Annotated in this window: 21 protein-coding genes and 1 pseudogene; 15 read left to right on the top strand and 7 right to left on the bottom strand. The window is 39.7% G+C overall.

The window, feature by feature from the left end; genetic code table 11:
• Positions 1–7: 7 nt before the first annotated feature.
• The gene (locus tag FE005_RS00785; RefSeq protein WP_113849365.1) at positions 8–847 is read left to right on the top strand and encodes a MerR family transcriptional regulator; all 840 of its coding nucleotides are present in this window, start codon (positions 8–10) and stop codon (positions 845–847) included.
• A 282-nt stretch (positions 848–1,129) separates the two neighbouring features.
• Here the strand turns inward: FE005_RS00785 and FE005_RS00780 are convergent.
• Together FE005_RS00780 and FE005_RS00775 are read right to left on the bottom strand one after the other, a co-directional pair.
• Positions 1,130–2,417 (bottom strand): annotated as a pseudogene (locus FE005_RS00780) (metallophosphoesterase).
• Between the two features lie 123 nt (positions 2,418–2,540).
• A complete protein-coding gene (locus tag FE005_RS00775) occupies positions 2,541–2,798 on the bottom strand; it encodes a hypothetical protein (protein WP_081132113.1) in 258 nt (85 codons plus the stop codon).
• Between the two features lie 136 nt (positions 2,799–2,934).
• Between FE005_RS00775 and FE005_RS00770 the strand changes: the two genes are divergently transcribed.
• Entirely contained in the window at positions 2,935–4,272 is a 1,338-nt protein-coding gene (locus tag FE005_RS00770) for a CHAP domain-containing protein (protein ID WP_081132112.1), read from the top strand.
• 538 nt (positions 4,273–4,810) lie between these two features.
• Here the strand turns inward: FE005_RS00770 and FE005_RS00765 are convergent.
• Positions 4,811–6,955 (bottom strand): UvrD-helicase domain-containing protein, encoded by a 2,145-nt coding sequence (locus FE005_RS00765; RefSeq protein ID WP_138371128.1) that lies wholly within the window; start codon positions 6,953–6,955, stop codon positions 4,811–4,813.
• Positions 6,956–7,309: 354 nt separating this feature from the next.
• On the opposite strand from FE005_RS00765, the gene FE005_RS00760 reads away from it, so the two are divergent.
• The 11 genes from FE005_RS00760 (at position 7,310) to FE005_RS00710 (ending at position 15,109) form a co-directional block, all read left to right on the top strand.
• Complete coding sequence (locus tag FE005_RS00760; RefSeq protein WP_138371127.1) at positions 7,310–8,347, top strand: NADH:flavin oxidoreductase/NADH oxidase; 1,038 nt, start codon at positions 7,310–7,312, stop codon at positions 8,345–8,347.
• A 141-nt stretch (positions 8,348–8,488) separates the two neighbouring features.
• Entirely contained in the window at positions 8,489–8,806 is a 318-nt protein-coding gene (locus FE005_RS00755; RefSeq protein WP_113850285.1) for a PadR family transcriptional regulator, read from the top strand.
• 4 nt (positions 8,807–8,810) lie between these two features.
• Complete coding sequence (locus tag FE005_RS00750) at positions 8,811–9,650, top strand: DUF1129 family protein (RefSeq protein ID WP_113849368.1); 840 nt, start codon at positions 8,811–8,813, stop codon at positions 9,648–9,650.
• 122 nt (positions 9,651–9,772) lie between these two features.
• The gene (locus FE005_RS00745; RefSeq protein WP_113849369.1) at positions 9,773–10,720 is read left to right on the top strand and encodes a tocopherol cyclase family protein; all 948 of its coding nucleotides are present in this window, start codon (positions 9,773–9,775) and stop codon (positions 10,718–10,720) included.
• 78 nt (positions 10,721–10,798) lie between these two features.
• Positions 10,799–12,778: a S9 family peptidase gene (locus FE005_RS00740; protein WP_103300270.1), complete on the top strand. Its 1,980-nt coding sequence runs from the start codon at positions 10,799–10,801 to the stop codon at positions 12,776–12,778.
• Positions 12,779–13,096: 318 nt separating this feature from the next.
• Positions 13,097–13,249: a 50S ribosomal protein L33 gene (rpmG, locus tag FE005_RS00735; RefSeq protein ID WP_081132107.1), complete on the top strand. Its 153-nt coding sequence runs from the start codon at positions 13,097–13,099 to the stop codon at positions 13,247–13,249.
• Positions 13,250–13,307: 58 nt separating this feature from the next.
• Positions 13,308–13,427, top strand: coding sequence for a putative metal homeostasis protein (locus tag FE005_RS00730; protein ID WP_021150266.1), 120 nt, complete (start codon positions 13,308–13,310; stop codon positions 13,425–13,427).
• 31 nt (positions 13,428–13,458) lie between these two features.
• Positions 13,459–13,638, top strand: a complete 180-nt coding sequence (rpmF, locus tag FE005_RS00725; RefSeq protein WP_086269035.1) for a 50S ribosomal protein L32 — start codon at positions 13,459–13,461, stop codon at positions 13,636–13,638.
• Between the two features lie 16 nt (positions 13,639–13,654).
• Positions 13,655–14,053, top strand: a complete 399-nt coding sequence (locus FE005_RS00720; RefSeq protein WP_081132106.1) for a hypothetical protein — start codon at positions 13,655–13,657, stop codon at positions 14,051–14,053.
• A gap of 200 nt (positions 14,054–14,253) precedes the next feature.
• Complete coding sequence (locus FE005_RS00715; RefSeq protein WP_003125702.1) at positions 14,254–14,481, top strand: hypothetical protein; 228 nt, start codon at positions 14,254–14,256, stop codon at positions 14,479–14,481.
• Positions 14,482–14,707: 226 nt separating this feature from the next.
• The gene (locus tag FE005_RS00710) at positions 14,708–15,109 is read left to right on the top strand and encodes a NusG domain II-containing protein (RefSeq protein WP_081132103.1); all 402 of its coding nucleotides are present in this window, start codon (positions 14,708–14,710) and stop codon (positions 15,107–15,109) included.
• Positions 15,110–15,186: 77 nt separating this feature from the next.
• Here FE005_RS00710 and FE005_RS00705 read toward each other — a convergent pair whose 3' ends face one another.
• From FE005_RS00705 to FE005_RS00690, 4 genes are all read right to left on the bottom strand, one after another.
• On the bottom strand, positions 15,187–15,462 hold the full coding sequence (locus tag FE005_RS00705; RefSeq protein WP_086269038.1) for a hypothetical protein: 276 nt from the start codon (positions 15,460–15,462) through the stop codon (positions 15,187–15,189).
• A gap of 135 nt (positions 15,463–15,597) precedes the next feature.
• Complete coding sequence (locus FE005_RS00700; RefSeq protein WP_005470619.1) at positions 15,598–16,743, bottom strand: cation:proton antiporter; 1,146 nt, start codon at positions 16,741–16,743, stop codon at positions 15,598–15,600.
• Positions 16,744–16,930: 187 nt separating this feature from the next.
• Positions 16,931–17,743 carry an alpha/beta hydrolase gene (locus FE005_RS00695; RefSeq protein ID WP_138371126.1) on the bottom strand — a complete coding sequence of 271 codons (813 nt, stop codon included), beginning with the start codon at positions 17,741–17,743 and terminating at the stop codon, positions 16,931–16,933.
• Positions 17,744–19,318 (bottom strand): PucR family transcriptional regulator, encoded by a 1,575-nt coding sequence (locus tag FE005_RS00690; RefSeq protein WP_081131580.1) that lies wholly within the window; start codon positions 19,316–19,318, stop codon positions 17,744–17,746.
• A 116-nt stretch (positions 19,319–19,434) separates the two neighbouring features.
• Between FE005_RS00690 and fdrA the strand changes: the two genes are divergently transcribed.
• Together fdrA and FE005_RS00680 are read left to right on the top strand one after the other, a co-directional pair.
• Positions 19,435–22,443 (top strand): DUF1116 domain-containing protein, encoded by a 3,009-nt coding sequence (gene fdrA, locus FE005_RS00685; RefSeq protein WP_103301027.1) that lies wholly within the window; start codon positions 19,435–19,437, stop codon positions 22,441–22,443.
• Positions 22,436–23,242 (top strand): DUF2877 domain-containing protein, encoded by an 807-nt coding sequence (locus FE005_RS00680; RefSeq protein WP_138371125.1) that lies wholly within the window; start codon positions 22,436–22,438, stop codon positions 23,240–23,242. Before fdrA ends, FE005_RS00680 begins: the two co-directional genes overlap by 8 nt.
• Positions 23,243–23,244: the final 2 nt, after the last annotated feature.

The following is a 23,244-nucleotide window of genomic DNA, read 5'->3' as shown; positions in this document are numbered from 1 at the left end:
ATTTTTTTTGAAAAAATTTTTGACCATCAGTGAACTTGCGGCTTATGGCGGTGTTAGTCGTCGTACACTGCTTTATTATGATCAAATCGGGCTGTTCAAACCTAAACAGATCGGTGAAAACGGGTATCGTTATTACGGATTTGAACAGTGTGCGGAATTAGATGTGATTTTGGTCTTGCGAGCATTGGATATGTCCTTAGAGGAAATCCAAACATTTCTAAGAAACCGCAATCCTGAGACGATGCAAAAAGAGTTAATCATCCGTCGTAAAGAAGTAGATCAGAAAATAACGGAACTAGAGGAACATAAAGCCGTTTTGGATCGGTTCATTTCGCGATTTGAAAAAGTACAGACAGCCGATTTTACCAATATGACTTATAGTTATCGGTCAGAAGAATATTTTGCTGTTTCTGAAGAAATCAATGAGTATGATGAGACTTCGGTCTTTCAGGCTTTTTCACGTTTTTATCCTTATTTAGATTACAAGGATTTATTTAGTGGCTACCCCATCGGTTATTTAGTAGAAGGATCTGCATTCGATCAAGAGTCGATCCATGAAGCGCCTTACCGTGCATTAGTGATGATTCCCAAAGAACGACTGCCTCTGTACTCGGATCAGGCAATTATTTGTAGACCAGCAGGAAATTATGTGTCGGGATTCGTCAGAGGGGAGATCCATCATTTAAAAGATTTTACAAAACGATTCAAAGCCTATCTGGAATCAGCTAATTTACAGATAGATGGAGATATCTGGGAACTGATGTGGCAAGATGATGTATCCACGGATCAAAAAGAACAGCAGATTTTTGAAGTGATGTTGCCTGTTAAGGAAAGAATACCAAGCTAAATCTACACAAGAATGGAGAGAGGAAGTCTGTTGACGACATTTTTGCCAAAATGTGTTATAATGATTGAATACGAGAAATATTTTTGTACCAACGTTATCTTGTTTTTAGGAAATTTATTCAAAACTGGCGTAACTTCAGAGTTACAAGGATGCAGTAGAGGTTAGGGATTGCATCGTTTAAATGAGAAATAAATAATAGTAGTAATAGTCTGCTTCAACTTTCAAAGAATAAATATTGCATCGTTAGATAGCCTTCCCGTCTTATGACAGGAAGGCTATCGTTCATTTTATGGGAAGTGTCAGCGCATTATCTGGACTCTTATCTTCCAATAGCGAGTCAACATATTTGTTTTAGAAAATAAGAATATGTTGCCAGCAGCTGGTATTCTTCAGAATGTCGAATCGTTTCTTTTTCTTCTTGCGAATAAGCGTCGTCACCAGTAAATAACGCTGCATTCATCTTTGCAATAAATGTACATAATGTGTTGATTTGTTCTTCTGTCAATTCAGTAACAGATGCGAGCTGTTGGCGCACCATTTTAGTTGTATCTTGTTGAAAAATGGTTGCTTGATAGTTGCTATACTGCAAAAGGTGAGGATCTTTCCGCTTGTTCTTAGCAGCCCATTGGTCCAAATCAATCACCTTTTTTTCGTAGTTGATCGTTTTATCAGTAAGTGTTACGACCCCATAGCCAAGTTCCTGTGTGGAATAAGAGCCGGTGACAATTTCCTGAATACCAGAGGGCCCTTCTGTAATATCTTGGATATGGATGTGTCCAGAAAAAATCGCTGGTACCTGATAAGCAGTGAGTAATTGCTGCAATTGCGCCGAGTTATCTAAAATATAACCTTCTTTCAACAATGAATTATGTTCCAGAAGATTATGGTGCATGAAGAGAAGCGGTGTCTGCTGCTGTTGTTTAGCTGCTTCTAGTTGATCCTTCAGCCATTCTAAGGTGCTTTCTTTCAAGCGGCCATTCGTAGTTGGCTGGTTCCAATTCACTTGTTCTTCATAAATACATGAATCGAGTAATACTAAGCGATACTGGTCATTGAGATTGATGCTATAGCTTAATGAGGTCCGATCAACACTGTCAGCTTTCTCGTAGCCTTCGGAAAAAATATCTTTGAAATCTTGCGGGCTGATTTGATCGGCATAAAATTCCTTATCCCCATCAAAAATTCTGGCCCAACCATTGTAAATCTCATGATTGCCGGGCAAACTCAGTACCATGATCGAAGCTTCTTGTAATGGTGCCAATAACTCGGCGAGAGATTCTGCACTTGCTTTCTCTCCATTCAATGTCATGTCCCCTGTCAAGATCACTCCTGTTGGCCGTTTTTCTAGGGCTTCAGCAACAAAAGCTTCCAAACTTTCTGCCTGATAGCGCATTTCTTTACCAGCGGCACCTTCAGCAAACTGGTTGAAGGCTATACCATTATCGTGAAGTGCTGACGACAGGAAATGAACATCGCTTAGCAGCCAAAATTCGCTTTCTGAATCTTGCTGCAACACACTGTTCGCTTTTTTGGTCGTCCAAAGAGCAAGCAAAAGTAAGCCGCAAACCAAAATGCTACTGATCCAGATAATTATTTTTCTTTTGGAAATGATGCTTCCTCCTTTCGAGCGGTATTCTTCCTATTATAGGAAGAGAAAACTTGCTTGTCACTTAGGAAGGATCAAGTATTTTGCTTACACGGTATCTTCTTTAATGAAAAAAGAAACGGATAAAGAGAGGGCCAAAAGAGAGAAAAAAGGGGATTCACACTGTAAAAAAGCAAATTTTTTGGTTTTTTCAGGAGTTTTTGGACTACCTGAAAAATAAAAAAGCGCTTTTTTATCGATTTCTTTTTTTGAAAAACATTTTAAAAATGCTGTTTTATCAAGCTTTATAGCTAGCATAGAAGAATATTTCTGATAAGAATTGTCTTTGAAACATTTTTGTAACATTCCTTTTATCTGTATGTCATATGCTTATGTTAGAATTCATTTGTCGTTAAATCGAACTTTAAATTTTCTTATATTAAGTAAATTTTTTATTAAGACAACTAATTTACACAAAAAGCGCTAGTCGGAGGAAAAACGAGTGAAGAAAAGTTTGTTATCAGCATTAATGGTGTGTTCTCTAACATTAACAGCAGTTGCAGGACCAGGATTAGTATCAGCAGATTCCATTGATGATCAAATCGAACAACAAAATCAAAAAATCGATTCCCTAAAAGGACAACAAGCAGATGCTCAATCACAAATCGATTCTCTAGAAGCAGAAATTGATTCAGTGAGTGCAAAAGTCAGTGACTTAGAAGCTAAACAAGTTGCACTAGGTAAAGAAGCAGAAAAATTACAAGATAAAATTGCCACTTTAAAATTACGTATCGCAAAACGTGAAGAAGCCATCAAAAAACAAGCACGCGATGTGCAAGTAAATGGTCAAAGCACAAACTTTATCGATGCAGTTCTAGAAGCGGATTCTTTGACGGATGTTATTGGTCGAGTACAAGCCATGACAACAATCGTAAATGCCAACAATGATCTAGTTGAGCAGCAAAAACGCGACAAAGAAGATGTTGAACAAAAAGTAAAAGAAAATGAAAGCAAAATTCAAGAAGTAGCAGCAACTCAAGCTGAGCTGCAAAATCAAAAAGATGCATTGGCTACAAAACAAGCAGACCTGAATGTGTTGAAAGCTAATTTAGCTGCTGAACAAGCAACAGCTGAAAAAGACAAAGATGCGTTGAACAAGAAAAAACAAGAAGCGGAAGCTGAAAAAGCACGTGTCTTGAAAGCTCAACAAGAAGCAGCGGCTGCTAAAAAAGCAGAAGAAGCAAAACAGGCAGCAGCATTGAAAGAAGCGCAAGAAAAAGCAGCTGTTACAGAAGATGTTCAAACAAGTACAACGAAGACAGAAAGTTCTTCAGATACTTCTGTTGTTGAAACAGCAACTGCTGGATCATCAAGCAGCTCAAGTTCATCAAGTAATAGTTCAAATTCATCAAACAGTTCTTCATCAAATACAAATAACAGCAATAATTCTACAGTCAATACCGGTGGTAGTGGTAAAGACCACTCATCATCAGGTAACATGTATGCAGTAGGACAATGTACATGGTATGTTAAAAATCGCGCACCATGGGTTGGTACTTACTGGGGAAATGGTGCCCAATGGGGTGCCTCAGCAGCAGCTGATGGATACACAGTGAATGGAACACCAGCCGCTGGAGCAGTTGTTGTCTTTGCCGCAGGCCAATCCGTTGGCGGAGAGTGGACAGCAGATGGTACGTATGGACACGTAGCCTATGTAGAATCTTATGATCCTGCAAGCAACACCATTACGATCTCTCAAGGTGGAATGGGCTTCCCTTCACCTACAGGACCAAACACAGCAACAATGAATGCATCTGGTTATACTTACATTCATCGTTAATCAATAGATTTAACCACTAATGATTCGTCATTAGTGGTTTTTTTGTATCTGCAAATAGCGGACGCTGCTCCAACTATTCCAACTGACAGTTGGACATTCAATGCTCTACTGTTGTTAAAATTTATGTAAAAAATCCTTCCGCGCTTGAATAAAACAATTGAATTGGAGCAATTGACACGAGCTTCCAGGGTTGACGATCGCTGCAATTTCAATTATTGGACAAATGTTGTGACGAAATTATTCCGTCTAGTTCTCATCCCATGGGAAATTTTTGCATCTACGTTTTTAAGATCATAAAAGAAGACAAGTAAGATTATCACAAAGGGATGCGGATCAACGAAGAAGAGTCGGAGGTTGAAGGGACAAGTCAAAAAGGCTTAGGGTAAATAAAGTGAAACTTCATTTATCCTAAGCCTGGACAGATGCATTTGCTCAAATAGACAAAAAGGTATTTTTTTCTAAAAAAACTTAGTTGTTAAGTGCTGGATCTGGCAGTAGTTTGATTCTGGGCTTTATTCAAGAATCAATGGTTTTCGGATTAGAAAAAGGCACTAAGTTCTTTTTTATAAGTAACCAGCATACTTTCCATGCCACGGGACAGCAGTGTATACAATATTCGCTTGTCTTGTGTTGTATAGAATTGTTCGTTTGAAACGTCATAAAGAATGACATGATCAAATTCTCTTCCTTTAGCGATGTCAATCGAATAAACAGGAAAGGGGAGTTGATTTGTCTGTCCTTTGAGATATTCTTCCAAAAAAGCAGCCTCCTTATGGCTCTTTGTCAGTATCGTATATTGCCTTCCCTTTTTTATGAAAGGTGTGATAGTTGCCAGCCATTCCAACTCGTTTTCAAAACGAATAAATCGAGGAGGCTCTCCGGCCGGGCGAACAGGCATGATCGACATAGTTGTATGGTTGGCAAGCTTTGCAAACAATTTAGTAATTTCACCACTGGAACGGTAGCTAGTTCGTAAGTCATAGCGTGTGACTGATCGATTGTTAGCCTCAAAGATTTCTTGAATCTCTCTAAAATCAATCGCAGAATTAAAAATTGCTTGATTTTCATCCCCAACCATGGTGAAGGCTGCTCGAGGAAATAGTGTCAATAACAGCGTACACTGAGCGGGTGTATAATCTTGGATTTCATCGATCAGCAAAAAATCCAGCGAGGGTACAGGAAGTTTCTCGATAAATAGGTGTCGGTTGAATAAACGAATTACTGCTTCATCTAACGTGATAGTAGAATGTTTCAGATAAGGCTGTTGGGTGAACGCCGTATAATAGTGTTCTAAAAATTGATCCTCATCGATCCAGCTATTCTGTTTCAATTGTTCATCAACGACTTGATACCTCGTTCGCAATAATTGTTCAGTATACTTTTGAATACTGGAGGGAGAGTCGTCTTCGATCAAATGACCAAAGTATCGTTGCTGCTGCTGTTCAGAAAGTGCTAATACTTGATCTTGCAAGTGGTTCTTTTTGGCATTTCTGATCAATTGTGACTCCCACTCACTTATTAATCGTTTCTTGGTTGCTTGCAATCGCTCGATCATAGGGAGTTGTGGTGTAGATTGATAGATTGACTGAATCTTTTCTTTGGCTATAACGACTTTAACCTTTCGAAGGATTGAGTGAAACGAAGGTTCGATCAGGGCTGTCTTGCTGGCTGATTCTTGCAGAAAGGCCACAAACTCATTGCTGCGGAGCGTTTCTGTTTGAAAAGAAGTAGGTTCTTGTAAACGGGAAAAATAGGCTTCCTCATTTTCTAAAGGAACTGTATTTGCTTCTTGCAGCAAATACGAGCAAAATTGACGAATCGTCTGATTTAAAGGATTCTTTTCACCTAATGAAGGCAAGACATCTGAGATATAGTGGATAAAATCTTGATTGGGTGAAAGGATCAGTACATTGTCAGATGTGATCTGACTACGGTATTGATACAATAAATAAGCGACCCGTTGCATAATAACTGAGGTTTTTCCACTACCGGCTACTCCATTGACCAATAAGGTTTGACTTGATTGGTCACGAATGACTGCATTCTGCTCTCTTTGGATGGATGCTGTGATGTCGCGCATTTTTTTGCCGTCGTTCTTTTCTAGTGCGGTCAATAAGACATCATCTTGGATCGCGACAGAAGTATCGAAAAAGCGGATCAGTTTATCATGAGCGACAATTAATTGCCGTCTATTTTTAATAGATACAGCAATTTCATGTTCATTGACTTGGTAAGAAGAATCCCCTAACGTATTGTTATAAAAAAGCTCAGCGATTGGAGAGCGCCAATCATAGACTAAGTTATGACTATCTTCATCTGCAAAGCCGCTGATGCCAATATAAAAGGATTCAGCGGATTCACCATCAAGAAAGTCAACGACTATTTTCCCGAAATAGGGTGACTGGAGCAAACGTTCTACGGCTGCCAGTTCTTTTTCGGCTGTTTGCAAACTCAGATTCATTTGGTCAATTTCACGATTTTTGCTCTCAATGGCAGCATAAGTTTCCAGACTGTCTGACAAGTTATCAAAATTGAGTCGAATATCCGTGCCAATTGTTTGGAGGTCTTGCAAATGGCTTGCGTAGCCTTTATCCAGAAAAGAGCGTAGGGCTTTTTTTCGAGTGACCAATTTTTGATAAACAAAAGATAAATGACGTTTCTCTAATATGCGTTGCTTTTCCATCTGTTTTCACATCCATTTCCCAGAGTATGTTTCATTATACGAGGTGGCGGCAAAAATACTAGTCTGTTTTTTACTCGTTTTTTCCTGTATAATAACTATAGGGAAAAGAATTGCTGATAGAATTATTAATCAGCAATTCTTTTTTGTTTTTAAAAATAATAAAGGCTAACTCCATACTTAGCTAACGGGAGACTGTAGTTTTCAGCAAAGTAAATTGACTTTTGGTCTATTCGCCTACTGTTCTTTGATTCATGTTCAAAAAAACAAACTCTTTCTGCTTGTATTTCTATGTGTAACAACTATACTGATAACAAGCAGAAAATGCAATTTAATGAGTAGCGGAGGAATGTCAGTATGTCATTACTATTATCGCCAGTTGAACTGGCGGGGTTATCGTTAGAGAATCGTGTTGTCCTTTCACCAATGTGCATGTATGAAGTGAAAAAAGAGGATGGGATTGCCACGCCATTTCACTTTGTTCACTATGGTGCTCGTGCATTAAGTAAAGTTGGCTTGCTGATCATTGAGTCAACTGCTGTGGAAGCAGATGGACGAATCACCAAGAATGATCTTGGTTTATGGAATGAAGCGCAACAAGTTGAGTTATCAAAACTCGTTGCATTGCTTCATGGTTTCGGTAGCAAAGTGGGGCTTCAGTTGAACCATGCTGGGCGCAAAGCAGCGGATGCAGGTTACCCAATAGCACCTAGCGCCGTTCGCTTTAACGAAAGCTATGCTGTTCCTCACGAAATGACGCTTACTGAAATCAATCGTGTCCAAGAATCCTTTGTGGCAGCAGCCAAACGTGCGCAAGCTGCTGGCGTAGACATGATTGAATTGCACGGAGCTCACGGATATTTGATTGATCAATTTCTCTCACCAATCGTGAATCAGCGGACAGATGAATATGGCGGATCATTAGCAAGCCGCTATCGTTTCGTCAAAGAAATTGTTCAAGCGGTTCGAGCTGTCTTTGATGGGTCACTTTGGATGCGGTTGTCGTTAACCGATTATGAAACAGAGGATAAACAAAATTCAATCACAGAATGGCAACAAATTGGACAGTGGCTTGAAGCAGATGGGATTGATTGTTTAGATATCTCTACGGGCGGTTTGTTAGATAGAAAGCCAACGATCCCGGTTTATGAAGGGTATCAAACACCTTTTGCAACAGCTATGAAAGCAGCTGTTAAGATCCCAGTGGCTACCGTTGGGATGCTGGATAACCCTAATTTATGTGAACACATTCTGCAAACCAAGCAAGCGGATTTAATTTTACAAGGACGAGCGTTGATTAGAAATATTCACTGGTTGGCAGATGCCGCTACCCAACTCCACGATCGCTCATTTCAACCTTATAATGATTCCTATGGGCGAGGAATCAAAAGATAACCGAAAACACAGTATGTTTACACGTACTGTGTTTTTATTTTTTTAACTAGTATGCTTTACATACTAGATGCTTTTTGATATACTCAAATCAACTAATAGGTAAAACATACTAGTAGAAGATGATTCATGGAGGTGAAAGTCGTGAAAGAAACGCAGTTGTTAAAAGGTGTGTTAGATGGTTGCGTCTTGCAAATTATTTCAAAAAAAGAAATTTATGGCTACGAACTTGTACAAGAATTGAGAGGATATGGTTTTGAAACGATCGTTGGCGGTACGATTTACCCCTTACTTCAGAAACTGGAGAAACAACGTTTGATCAAAGCTGAACTGAAAAAATCACCAGATGGACCAGACAGGAAATATTTTTCATTGACCGAAGCTGGAGAAGAGTACCTAAACAGCTTTAAACAACAGTGGGAAAACCTAGTGAGTAAAGTAGAACGAATTATTGAGGAGTGAGAGCATGAATAAGAAAAAACAACTAGCTTATTACCGAGACAAAACAAATGAGATTTCAAAACAACTGTCAGCAAGCAATCAGAAATATTTTGAAGATTTGAGAGAGTATTTACTTTTTTCTAGCCTGTTTCAAGATGAATATGCTGTGGTTGCTCAAGTCTATGAGATAGCCAATGATTTACTTGAAGCCCAAAATCATGGTGAAACAGCAAAAGAATATTTTGGGAAAAATCCTAAAGAAATGGCAGATGAGCTGTTGCGTAACACACCCAAAAGCCGTTTGATCGATCAGTTGAATTTGATTTATATTATGGTCGGCGTCTCATGGCTGGTCAAACTGTTTAATGACTTTTCTTCTGATAGTGTCTTGCAGTTAAATCTTTATTCTTATGTGACAACTGCTGTTTTTTCAGTCGTTTTGGTCATCCTCTTTTTCTTTGGGGTGCAAAAAACGATTTATTTAAAGCAAGGTTTTTTTCAGAGTAAGTTAAAGAAATTTCTGGTTTTGTGGGTGATAGCGATGGTCTGGATTGGTGGTTTGGTTTTACTGAATCTATATACCCCTAACCTTTTTGTGGTGACGTTATCTTATCCAATGGATATGGTGCTAATGTTGGTGCTATTAGTCGCTGCCTGCGCCTTGATTTTCTTGCGCAAGGAAAAAGACTTTTATCCCGTCGCCTTTATGCTAACGATTTTCGTTATACTTGGAATCCTTCAACGATGGGCCTCCAAAGAGAATTTGACAAATGATAATCGGTTTAAAGGGCTGTTGATTGCATTGCTTGTGGCAGCTTTTGCTGTTTATATCCTTTGGACCAGACGTTCTGCAAAAGATAAGTAAGCCGTGATCGAGAATACGAACAGAAAAATCGTAGATCTTACAATCCTGGATTGGTGAAAACGTCATAAGCCATCTTTTATGCCATTCATGCTACACTAGTTATAGCTGAATGGAGGGAATGTATGGCGATTACAACAGATCTTTTTTTTCATGGCAATACGAAGAAAGCTGCATTTTTTGAAGGATGGTATTTCAAACATCAAATTGGGGATGAGGTGTATGCATTTATTCCGGGGCTATCGATTGAATCGGATGGAAGAAAACAGCCATTTATTCAAGTGATCAGCCATGAAGGCTCTCATTATTTTCCTTTTAGTGAAGCGGAATTTTCAGCTGCTGAAGATCAGTTATTAATTAAGATCGGGGAGAATCACTTTAGCGAACAGGGAATTTCGTTATCATTAGAGAGTGCGGAATTATCAGTTAAAGGCACATTGACCTACGGTGCCTTTCATCCAATATCTCGGAGTCGCTATGCCCCAAGTATTATGGGGCCATTTTCCTACCTTTCATTTATGGAATGCTACCATGGTATTTTAAGTATGGCTCATAGCCTCTCGGGAACTTTGCTATGGAATGAGCAGTCACTTGATTTCTCTGAAGGAATCGGGTATCTCGAAAAAGACTGGGGAACATCGTTTCCCGCTGCCTATCTTTGGGCGCAATGCAATCAATTTGAAGCGCCTGATGTCCGATTCTTTTTCTCAGCAGCAGACATTCCTTTTTTAGGAACGGCTTTTTTAGGGATTATTTCAGTCTTACAAATAGGGGATAAAGAATATCGCTTGGCAACGTATTATGGTGCCCGCTTAGATTCTGTGACTCGCAAACAAGGTCGATTAGTGATTATTGTTAGGCAAAAAGGGCTTGAACTAACGATTGAAGTTGCAGAAAAAGAGGGCCATTCCTTGATGGCACCAACGGATGGTGTGATGAATCGAATTATTCGGGAAAGTGCCAGTACGGAGATTTTGCTGACGTTGATAGAAAATGGCCAGACGATTTTCCGACAAACGGGTTTCTCTGCCGGTTTTGAAGAATCCGGCATCGTTCGTGGATATACCTATTAAGAATAAAGAGTGAATCCGCTGACATCATGTCAGCGGATTTTGCTATAATGGAATTATCCTAATTTTGGAGGCGGGTAAATGAAAATAAAAAAAGAGTCGTTGTTTGAGTTGAAAAGTGTGGCACAGCCAGTAGTTGCTGGTGAGCGCATATTCTATCTTGAGAATACAGTCAATGAGGAAAAGAATTGCTATGAATCGGAGATATTCAGTGTTGATCGAGTGACAAAAGAATCTCAGGTATGGGGCAACCAATTAAAAAATAGTACCGAGCTAAAAGTTTCTCCCGATGAAAAATGGCTGAGCTTTCTGTCGACAGAGAAAGAAACAGAAAAAAATCAACTAATGATTATGCCGTTAAACGGTGGACGAGCTTCTGTCTTAGTAGCAGAGCAGGGAATCAGCAATTATTTTTGGACAGACGATGCTACAGCGGTCTATTATCAAGTCTCAGCAGATAAATCAAAAGAACGAGTGGATGACTCTGAGAAAAAATACGATACGTCAAAAGAAAAAGCTGCTGAAAACGATTTTCCTAAAATAAAAATGACGACCAAATTAGGCTATCAAGCAGATGGTGCGGGCTTTTTATCTGAGAAAATCACGCGAGTAAAGAAAGTCTTATTAACGACGAAAGAATCAGCAACTATTTTTGAAACAGATCTGGAAATCCATCTTGAAGCAATCATGGAAAAAGAGCAAGGTCTACTCTATACCGCAGAGACGAAACCCGAACGAGAATGGCATTATGGAAGTATGCTGTATGCGTATGATCTGACAACGAATCAGCATCACTCATTTGAATCTGATCTGCCTGAAGGGACTTATTCTTTTGCTGCTTTATCTGGCAACCAATTGCTGCTTTTGGGGAATGACCTAACCTATGGATTTGTTACCCAGGAAGATCTTTATCTCATGGACCTTGAAACAAAGGAAGTAGTCAACCTCTCAAATGAACAAGACCTTGCCATCGGCAATACGATCATCGGTGATTTTCAACAAAAAAATCGTGGTGTTTCAGTAACCTGGATCAACAAACAACAGTTTATTGTACCAGTGACTACTCATGGAAAATTGCAATTGTACCGTGTCGATACGAAAGGACAATGGACATTACTATTTGACCAATTAATGGATATCACTGATGCAACAAAGATTGATGAAACCCACTTAGCAATCACTTATTCGACACCAACGATCCCAAGTCGACTAGCGGTGCTTGACTTAACTAGTGGCGAGCTAGAACTAGTAGCTGATCCGAATGAAGCTCTGATGAATGACCTGTCGATCAGTGAACCGCAGCGTTTTTGGTATGAGGGAGCAGATGGTTGGCAAATCCAAGGATGGTATCTACCACCGATCGAGACCAGTCAAGAGCACCCTGCGATTTTATATATTCACGGTGGACCGCAAGTTTGCTACGGGGAGACTTTCTTTCACGAAATGCAAGTTCATGCAGCCAATGGTTACGGAGTGATTTTGCTGAATCCTCGCGGTGGGCAAGGCTATGGTCAGGAGTTTGTTCGCTCGATCCTAGGAGATTATGGCAATAAAGATTACCAAGACTTGCTCTTAGGTGTGGATGACGTGCTTAATCATCATCCAGAGATCGATCCCCAAAAAATTCATGTCGTTGGCGGTAGTTATGGGGGCTTTATGACCAATTGGATCGTAGGGCACACGGATCGTTTCTGCTCTGCCGTCACACAGCGGTCTATCTCCAATTGGATCAGTTTCTATGGAACCAGCGACATTGGACCATTTTTCGTAAAATATCAGTTGCTGCATGACCTAGATGAGTCTAAGACACTCTGGGAAATGTCACCATTAGCGTATGCAGATCATGTCAGCACACCAACGCTTGTTTTACATGGCGAAAATGATCTGCGTTGTCCGCAAGAACAGGGGCAACAATTTTATACGGCATTAAAACGGAATGACATTGACACGAAATTGATCCTCTTTCCGCATTCTAGTCATGGCCTTTCTCGCAGCGGATTGCCCAATCTACGTCTTGAACGCTTATCGGCCATCACGGATTGGATGAAGACACACGAATAATAAAAAACAAGATACCAGTAAAGTATTGGATAATTACTAGAACAATTTTTAAGAAGTTGTTCTAAAATACCAGCTTGCGGGTATCTTATTTTTTTGTTAAAACAAAGTTTTTAAAGAGAGAAACAGCTATTTTTATTTCTGGTATTTTATTAAGTAGAATTTTTTTCAGAAACGATCAACGACTCATATGAAACATCTTTCATTTATAAAATAACAAAAATATAAAAAACTTCTTGAATCTTCTACTTTTCTATGATAAGGTTTAAAACGTAATCGTTACGTTTTGTTTTTGAAGAGATTTTTGGAAGGAGTTTGAGGATGCGAAATAATATTATATTGGAATGTGTAGAAACCGGAGAACGACTCTATCTGACTAGCAAAAATCAGCGCAACACACCCTATCGATTGGAATTAAAAAAATATTCACCAAAACTACGGCGAAAAGCAATTTTTCGTGAAATAAAGAAGTGAGTAAAGAATACAGATGAATCTTAAAGAGAGAAGTAGGACGATAAAGGAGGAAAAATGATTGGAAAAAACAGATCTGGCAAGTGCTTATCGCCGCTTGAAAAGTCCAAATATCAAGACTCGCAAGCGTGCGCTAAAAATTATCCATGAATACAAGCGGAACAAGAAAAAAATTAGCTAACGAAACTATTTTTCCAAGAAAGGATTAAAAAATGGCAGTACCAGCTAGAAAAACTTCAAAGGCAAAGAAAAACCGGCGGCGGAGAAATCAACAATTGAAGAAGCCAGCCATCCATTTTGACAGTACCAGTGGGAATTATACACGAAGTCACCATGTGTCATTAAAGGAATATCTTTTGAAGAAACTGATCATAACGAAAGCAAATGACTGAAAGGAAGTAGAGAATAATGATGATCCAATATCCATCATTGGTTGAAGAGGCTTATTGCTACCAAAAGAAAGTTGATCCGACAGTCACTAAAGCAGAAATTTTTCAGCTTTTATATCACAAAGGATTGATTGGGCCAAAGGGTGAACCAACCAAAGAAGCATTAGATTCAGGTTACGTAAAGGATTATACAGAGTCCATGGACCTGACATACACTGATTTCTTAATTCTCTATCCAGTATTTGCCAGATTTTCGGCTGACCATTTCAAAAAGATCGACCATTTCTGGGAAATGGATCGAACACTGCAAGAAAGGATTTTAGGTGAAGTAGAAACGAATCAGTTTACAGAGGATGAATTGATTGATTTATCGGCTTATTTTGAAGACCGTAGATTATCAGAACCAACTGTCGAATAGAAAGATCAATTGAAAAAAGCTTCTTTTCAATAGAAGATATGCAAATACTTTAACAAAAAAACGGTGTTGTTTTCCATCCGAAAAATAGCCCTTCCTACTTTCGTTTTTCTTTTGGAGATATTAAAACTGGGAAAAACAAAGCAAATCAATTTGGTTTTTAAATAGAAGTTGCTACAATAAGATTCAGGAGGGGAAGTACAATGAAAAAAATTGAAGATGTGAAAGAAACTGAGGTGCTTGCCAAAGCCTATATCGCTGTAAAAGGGTATCAAGACCAAATCAATGTTTCAGGGGATGAAGTAAGTTTTTCCGGAGAAGTCGACAGTGGTAAGCATGATGGGGTACCAAGCAAATTACCCGATACAGAAGATGAAATCAAACAAGCAATCGATCAAATGATTGAAACCATTAAAAAAGAAACGATTTAAGTAGCCACAGCTGACAATGATGCAAAAACATGAAGCATCCATTGAAACGCATGATGAGCACAACCAATCATTTATGATTTTAATTGTATTCAATAAAAAGGCATTGGCAAAATCAGGTGATTTTTGCCAATGCCTTTTTATTCAATTATTGAAATCAGCAAAGGACATAATTAGACGACTAGCTGTTTTAAAGAAAAAATAGTAAAAAAAGAAAGAGGTGATACGAATGAGGCTGCTAGATTCTTTTATTCGTTTATTAAAACCCTTTGATTACCTCCTCTTTGCTGCATTGATTGTAGGATCTTTTCTGCCATTCTTTTTCTCTGCACAAGCTGCGGAGAATACAGGTGATCGTTACGCGATCGTTCGAATCAACGGGCAAGAGGTTGACCGATTCAATCTCGAACAAATTGAATCATTGACAAAAACGTATGCTCCGTCTGGAAAACAATATAATATTATCGAAATAAATAACGGGAAAATTCGCGTGAAAGAAGACAATAGTCCAGATCAGATTGCTGTTAAAACTGGCTGGATCTCTCAAAATGGACAAACCAGTATTTGTTTACCTCATAAATTAGTGATCGAGATCTATCAGGCAGGAAGCGATGACTATTATATTTACTGATTGAGACCGTCTGGATTGAATAGTATTTATCGTAGAAGCAGTTGAAAAGTGCTCTTGCCAGTCATTCTAAACAAGAGTTAATTCTGCCTTTTTGAATGATCAGCAACTCGTCTTTGTTCTTCTAAAAAATAGTTGAATGTTTCGTCATTGTTTCCGGTAATATCGATGGTGCCTCTATTGATTTTAACGAGTGCACCATTCGCACCGCCGGATCCGGTATCGACCATGGGGTGCCACCCTTTATGAGGATCTTTTCCTCTTTCACGTAATTCAAAGTTCTTTTTTCTTAAAATCAGTTTTTTTTGCTCTTTTTTCTTTTGGTGATTTTCAATGGAGTTCTTGATGATTTTCATGAGAATACGCCCTTTCACGATGTGTTGTCGGCCTTTTGATCCTATATAGCTTTATTGTAATGTTTTTTTGCTTTAAATACAATAAAACACCTTCTCAATTCAGTTGAGAAGGTGTTTTGCCTTTTACGAATTGCATCAATAGATTTTTTTTGTAAAATATTTCAAAATCAGTGGGGAGATCAGTGTGCTCAATAAAACCACAATTACTAAGGGTGAATAAAGAGCAGGTGTGATCAAGTTATTTTGTTGTCCGATTTGTAAAATAATCAGAGCCATTTCGCCGCGAGATATCATCCCTGCACCAACCATCCAAGCACTATTGTTGGAGAACTGAGCGATTTTTCCGCCAGCAAAGCCTCCGACAAGTTTAGTCAAAATAGCTACTACCGTAAAGGCTAAGATAAAGAGTAATTGCTCATTCAACAAAGAAAAGTCTACTTCTAAGCCGACACTAACAAAGAATACTGGAATAAACACGGCATATCCCAATGCTTCTACACTGTGTTCCACTTCTTCTTTGACTTTTGTTTGGCTAACAGCGATCCCGGCAAAGAAAGCACCAATCACAGAGCTCAAACCGACTAAGTCAGCAAGATAAGCCATACCTAAACAGATGATCAGAGACATGATGATGACTGAGGCATTGGCAAAGAGCTTTTCTGCTAAAGAAAGTAAGAACGGCGCAATCCATTTAACAAGTAAGAAGATCAAAACAAAATAAATAAGTTCTACAAATAGTGTGACAGGCAAAGGGGTGCTTTGCGTACCAGAACCTCCCAAAAAGGAAAGGCTGAGGCTCAATACCAAAACGACCAAAATATCGTCGACAACTGAGGCGCCTAGAATCGTCGAACCCTCTTTGGTATTAACAACATTTAGTTCTTTGAGTACCTCGACAGAGATACTGACAGAAGTTGCTGCTAGAACAATACCAAAAAAGAAGGCTTCCGTTCCGCTGCTTTGAAATCCGATACCTGTGAGATAGCCGAATAACATCGGGAAGAGGATCCCCAAGATCGCTACAAACATTCCAGGGCGAAAATAGCGTTTCAGTAAAGAAATATCACTTTCTAAACCAGCTAAAAACATTAGCAAAATAACACCGATCTCAGAAAAATCGTGTACTAAAATGTCTGGATGTACCCAATTAAGTCCTGCACCTCCTAATAAAACACCAGCCAACAATTGCCCAATTACAGCAGGGACGCCAATCCGTCTTGCTATATGAGAGAAAAGAGTTGTTGTGAGGAGGATTAGGCATAAGATACCCACAAATTCCATTAAATTCATCCTTCTTTCTTTCAAATAATCATTTTTAGTATAGCATGTAACCAGCAATCTTGGTGTAAGTAAGCATTGTTTGCTGATTTTCAAGTTGAAAGAGAAGAAAAATTGATCAAAGGCAGCAGAGGGTTCTTTTTATAACACTCTGCTGCCTGTCAAAAATGATTTTGTTTTAGTTTTTTTGTCAGTGGTCATTTAACCAGGTATTTAAACGGGAAAAAACCATTTGGACTTGGTCATCATCTGTTTCTTTCAGGAAGTCATGCGGCAGGTCATAAACAGCTATAAATTTACTATCTGGAATTTTCTTTAATGCCTTACTATAGCGAAATGGGACTTCTTCATCGGTACTGCTGGCTGTACTAAAAACAGGAGGAAAGAGTTGTAGCTCTTCCGCTGGGAGCGCATAATCCGTCAACTGATTGGAGGAAATGCCATATACCTCAGTCAATTTTTGTTGCTGAAGTACATAAATATAAAAGAGATAACGCTGAAACTGGGGATCATCCCATACTTTCTCTGTTAACTCGTTTTTTGGCAGAAGGGACTCAGACAATGGTGGTTGAGTCGTCTGACGAGAAGTTTCAATGAAAGCTAAGTCTGTATAGCCATAAAAGTTAATTAGGCTTTCGGGCATTGGCAGTTTTTCAGCAAAAATTTTTTTCGTCAGTGCCATCATCAAATACCCTCCCGCTGAACGACCGCAGATTCGATAAGGGTGCTCCTTGATTACTTTCGCTTTTAATTCCAAGAAATTCTCCCAGGTAGCGGCAATAATTTCAGAAAGTGAACTGTTTGGTGCCAACAAATAGTCCATAGATAGGATCGTATAGTTGTGTTCATGAAACAATTCGATCAATGGTTTGGGAATATCCTGCCGACTGCCGTAAACGAATCCGCCGCCATGCAAGTAAATCAGATAGCTCTCTTGCTCAATGGAATCAGCAGGGTAAAGACTAACTGAGGCACCGGTAGATAATAAAAAGTCTGTTTTCATTTATAAACGACTCCTTTTCTTCAATTCTAATAAATACGTACCGATTTCATAATTGACCAATTGGATAGGATTTGTCAAATCAATCTCCAGCAACTGCTCGATTTTGTTGAGACGATAGCGAATCGTTTTCGAATGCAGAAAAAGAGCCTCGGCAGTTTTCTTGTAATTGCGGTTGCTGATAAAAAAAGTATAGAAAGTAGTGAATAATTCCTCGTCTTCTTCTGACATTTGGTACAACTTTGGGGGAATGCTTTGCTGCAGTCGTTCCAGCTGATTTTCTTTGATAAAGGAGCTAAAGATTCCTAAATCACTGTAAGTTAAGATCGGTCCTAGATAGAACTGGCGGTTGAAGCGAATGGCATCGAGACATTGGGGCAAGATTTCCTTGATATGTTCTTTAGTGAAGACTTCGCTGACTGCTAAGCAAGCAGATTCTTCTGATAAGAGAGAGACTTCAAATTGTTTTTCCAAGTTCTTTTTACTGATTTCTTGGGCTAGCTGCTGAAAATTATACAGGACGACTAAATAATTATGATGCTCAAAAAACACATGGGCAGTTTTCAATGCCCGTAATTTGTGCAGGACAGCTATTTTTCTTTGCTTATCTTTAAAGGTATTGGAGGCAAAAGCAATTCCTTGGTAGTAATCATAACGATCTAATTGTGCCTCTTGCAGCAATGCAGCTAATTCTTCGGAATTATTCGGTGTACTTTGCAAAATGGCTTCGGCCAGATTGTTCATCCGATTATAGCGCTCTTTTTTTAGAAGATATTCCATTTGCAGCCGTTCGTAAATAACGTCTACGACATTCTCGATAATCATGACCTTTGCTTCGGGGATCTGAGAATCTTTTTGATAAACGATCAATGTACATAAGTCATTGAATGGGTTGATGATATCCACTTTGATTGCAGTGACATACTGATTGTTCTCATGAGAAAAAAGCTCTAGATATTCATAATGATTTTTTGTGAATTCGATGGTTTTCATTGGTTCACTCTTTGTGACTACATAATTCTTAAAGGATTGACCGATCGCAACTTGAACATCCAAATGGGGGATCCGTAATGAACAAGGTTTTTCGATCAACTGATAAAACTCTTGCATGATCTGCTCAAAGGACGAATGGTTGCGTTCAACCTTCATGAAACGCTGACGGACCTCATAGTAGGTTCGCAAGAGATGTGTTTGGTGATTCAAAAGCGGTTCATAAACCGCCAACATGATTGCTTCGTAACTAACATCTTGCTGTACTTTGATCAATGGGATCTGATAATCAAAACTAAGACCAATGATCCATTCAGGAATCATTGGAATCAGGCGATCGACTTTGACGACTAACCCACTGACCCCAATCTGCTGCATCTTTTCAAAAAAAACACGCAACTGATCCATAGAAAGATCCGTGAAGGCATAGAATGAAGTCAAGATCAACTGATCTTTCTTACTCCATTTTTCAATATCGATGGCTTCAAGCACCATGACAGAGGCCACTGGATTTGTTAAACCAATCGTGCCAGTCAGTGTCTTGCTATCTTTGAAAAGCGGCAGCTCAATCAATTCTTTTAATTGCATAAGATTCTCCTTTTTCCCCTTTTGGATAAAAAGTATAGCATTTTTTTAGACTTTTATCCAATGAAAACGCAAACAAGTCACGTTAGAATAAAAATATAAGAAAAGGAGGAGAACAAATGTTAAACACAGTGATCTTAAAGAACAACTATCAAGATTCGATCAATCTCATGTTGTTGACGAATACGATCAATGATCTTGATGGCGTGACAATGAGTCAGATCATGATGGGGACAGACGCAAACAAAGATATTTTAAATAACACTGGCTTGCTGACGCCTGAAGCAGAAGCTGCTTCCCCGAATGACATGATGATCGTTGTCGACAGTGAAGACGAGCAAATCATGGAGGAAGTTTTACCGGCGATCGATACCTTTCTAGCTGATCTTTCCGCTAAAGGTGACGACAAAGAGAAACCTGCTGCAGCTTCTTGGCAAGAAGCACTGACTGCTTTGCCGGATGCCAATGTGGCGTTGTTCAGTATTCCGGGAGAATATGGCGCAGCCGAGATGGAAAAGGCTTTGAAGAATGGTCTGCATGTTTTTTCTTTTACGGACAATGTAGCTATTGAAGATGAAGTTCGCTTAAAGAAATTAGCACATGAAAAAGGACTATTAATGATGGGACCAGATTGCGGAACAGGGATCATCTCTAGTATCCCGATTGCCTTCACCAATGTGGTTTCACCTGGAAATATTGGTGTAGTTGGTGCATCAGGGACAGGGATCCAAGAAGTCACAACGATCATTGATCGTCTAGGTGGCGGGGTAGTACATGCAATCGGAACTGGTGGACGTGATCTCAGTGATAAGGTGGGAGCCATCACTGTGAAAGATGCGATCGTCGCTCTGGAAAATCATGAACCAACCGATGTGATTTGTGTCATTTCGAAGCCACCTGCAAAAGAAGTGCGGGATGAAGTCGTTCAATTGCTTCAAAGCATCAGCAAGCCAGTCGTTGCTATTTTCTTAGGTGAAAAACCTGAAGCCCATGAAGGAAAAGTTTACTTGGCACACACATTGGAAGAAACTGCACAAATCGCTGTTGATTTAGCAAATGAAGAAGCTGTCAAACGGAATTATTTTACAAAATTGGACAAACCAAACGTATCCACTTTAGACAAAGACAAAGTTGTTAAAGGCCTTTATTCTGGCGGCACACTAGCTGCTGAAGCGGGCATGTTGATTTCGGAAGCGTTGAACTTAGAAGGTTTAGTCAAGCAAGAAGGATATATTTTGCATTCTCACGGCTACGATGTGATCGATTTAGGCGATGATATTTATACGCAAGGAAAACCTCATCCAATGATCGATCCAGAGGTACGGATTCAAAAAATCGAAGAGTATGCAGAGGATGAACAAACAGGAATTATTTTGTTCGACGTGGTTTTAGGTTACGGTGCACATGAAGATATGGTCGGAGCATTGCTACCTGCCATCGAAGCAGCACAAACAACAGCTAAAACAGCTGGGCGTGATCTTTACTTCGTGGCTACAGTCTGCGGAACCACGAAAGATCCGCAAAATTATCAAGATGCAGTCGATCGCTTGAAAGCAGCGGGGGTTTATGTAGCAGAAAGCAACGCGAAAGCTGTTCAATTAGCACTCTTGTTAAAAGGTGTCGAAATGTCAGAAGCAGATAAAGCGGTGGAAGACTACACGGGGACAACGATTGATGTACCAACGGTTAGTGAGCAAGTGATGGAATTATTGACAACAAAACCGCGAATCATCAATGTCGGCTTACAAAGTTTTAATGAATCGATCTTGCAATATGGTGGACAAACGGAGCAATTTAACTGGCGTCCTAGAGCGAGCGGCAATAAAAAAATGATTCGCATTCTGGATGCACTGGAAGATTTTGAGGATCAAATTGCAGCGGACAACCAAGAAGTGACAGACAAAATCAAGAATGCGCAACCTTTCTTGATCGATGTGGTACCTGCTAAAACAGTCATTGCTGAACTAAATGAGCAGCAAAAAACGTTATTACATGCTGGACCTCCAATCGAGTGGTCAGAAATGACTGGACCGATGCAAGGTTCTTGTATTGGCGCGGCGTTATTTGAACGGTGGGCAACGAATGAAGAAGAAGCACGCCGGTTGTTGGAAAGCGGAGAAGTTCGTTTCATGCCTTGTCATCATGTACAAGCTGTTGGCCCGATGGGTGGAATCACTTCTGCAAACATGCCTGTCTTTGTGGTTGAAAATCGTCTGACAGGAAATCGTGCTTACTGTATTTTGAACGAGGGTATCGGCAAAGTGTTACGTTTTGGTGCTTATTCCCAAGAAGTCATTGATCGCTTGGATTGGATCAAAGATGTTTTAGGACCGACGATCGCTAAAGCATTGCAGTTGACAGAAGAAGGCATCAATTTGAATGTCTTGATCGCGCGTTCGATCACGATGGGGGATGAATTCCACCAACGAAACATTGCGGCCTCATTGAACTTCTTGAAAGAAATTTCGCCACTAATCATTCAAACAGATATTCCGGAAGATCAAAAGTACGAAGTTATCAAGTTCTTAGCAGATACTGATCAATTCTTCTTGAACATCATGATGGCTACCGGTAAGGCCATCGTTGACGGTGCTCGTTCAGAAACAAAAGGGACAGTAGTGACAACGATGACCCGTAACGGTGTCAATTTTGGGATTCGTATCGCAGAAACAGAGGACGAATGGCACATTGCCCCGGTCAATACGCCAAAAGGTCTGTACTTTACCGGCTTTACTGAAGCAGACGGTAATCCTGATATCGGAGACAGCGCCATTACGGAAACCGTCGGTGTTGGGGCAATGGCCATGGTTGCTGCACCAGGCGTGACGCGTTTTGTCGGTGCCGGCGGTTTTGAAGATGCCTTGGAAACATCGAATGAAATGGCAAAAATTTGTCTGGGACACAATTCGACATTTTCGATCCCAACATGGGACTTCCAAGGAACATGTTTAGGAATCGACATTCGAAAAGTAGTCGAAACAGGGATCACACCAGTGATCAATACTGGAATCGCCCACAAAGAAGCTGGAGTAGGACAAGTTGGTGCGGGAACGGTTAGAGCACCTCTAGGCTGTTTTGAAAATGCTCTAACAGCTTATGCGAAGAAACTAGGGATCGACGTTGACTGAAAAAATCGTTGCGAGTGATTACCTGTCTCCGATCCAGCAATTTGGAGGAATGGGGAAAATCCATAGTGTATTTGATCGTTCATTTAATATTCAAGTCAATGAACAGTTGATCAACATCAATAATTACCGCAGCTATCTGGCAGGATTTGGGATGTATTTACCTGAAGAACAGTTTCGGGCAATCATGCCTTATGTGGAGCCGGGAAATTTAGTCAAGATACGTAGTCATAGTTTGACATTTTATAGTACCAAAGGAACGATTGTTTTGCCTTTGACAGATGTTGCTTTTGTTTCGCTGCAAGTGAAGGACCTTACCTTCACTGCAGCGGAGCGAAACAGCTTAAAAGAAATACTGACCCAGCAAAATTTAGTAGAAAAAATTGGACTTCCTTTAGAAAAACGAGCCTTAGAAATTTTTGAAGCGTTGCGGCATCCCGAGCCAGATTGGCAGCAAGTGACTGCTTATCTAATTGGCCGAGGGAAGGGATTGACACCTAGCGGAGATGATCTATTGGTTGCTTACCAAGCAATGCTTTATGCCTTTGACCAACCAGTGGAGAAGTTAGCAACTGCTCTAGCGGTTCCTTTGTCTACTACTGATGTCAGTAAAGCCTATATTTCCGCCTCTATCAAAGGTTATGTCAATTCATTGATCTATCGATTATTGACTGATTTGAAAAGCCAAGATCAGCAGCTGATCGAAAAAGATGTAAAGGATGTCATGAAAATCGGCCATTCATCGGGCATTGATCTGTGTTTTGGCATGCTGCTAGCATTGGAATCAATCACTTTAGAATAGAA

This window comes from Enterococcus sp. M190262 (assembly GCF_005843965.1).
GTDB lineage: Bacteria > Bacillota > Bacilli > Lactobacillales > Enterococcaceae > Enterococcus_D > Enterococcus_D gallinarum.
Note: the sequence above shows the minus strand (reverse complement) of the source record. Positions and strands in the feature narration are given on the sequence as shown.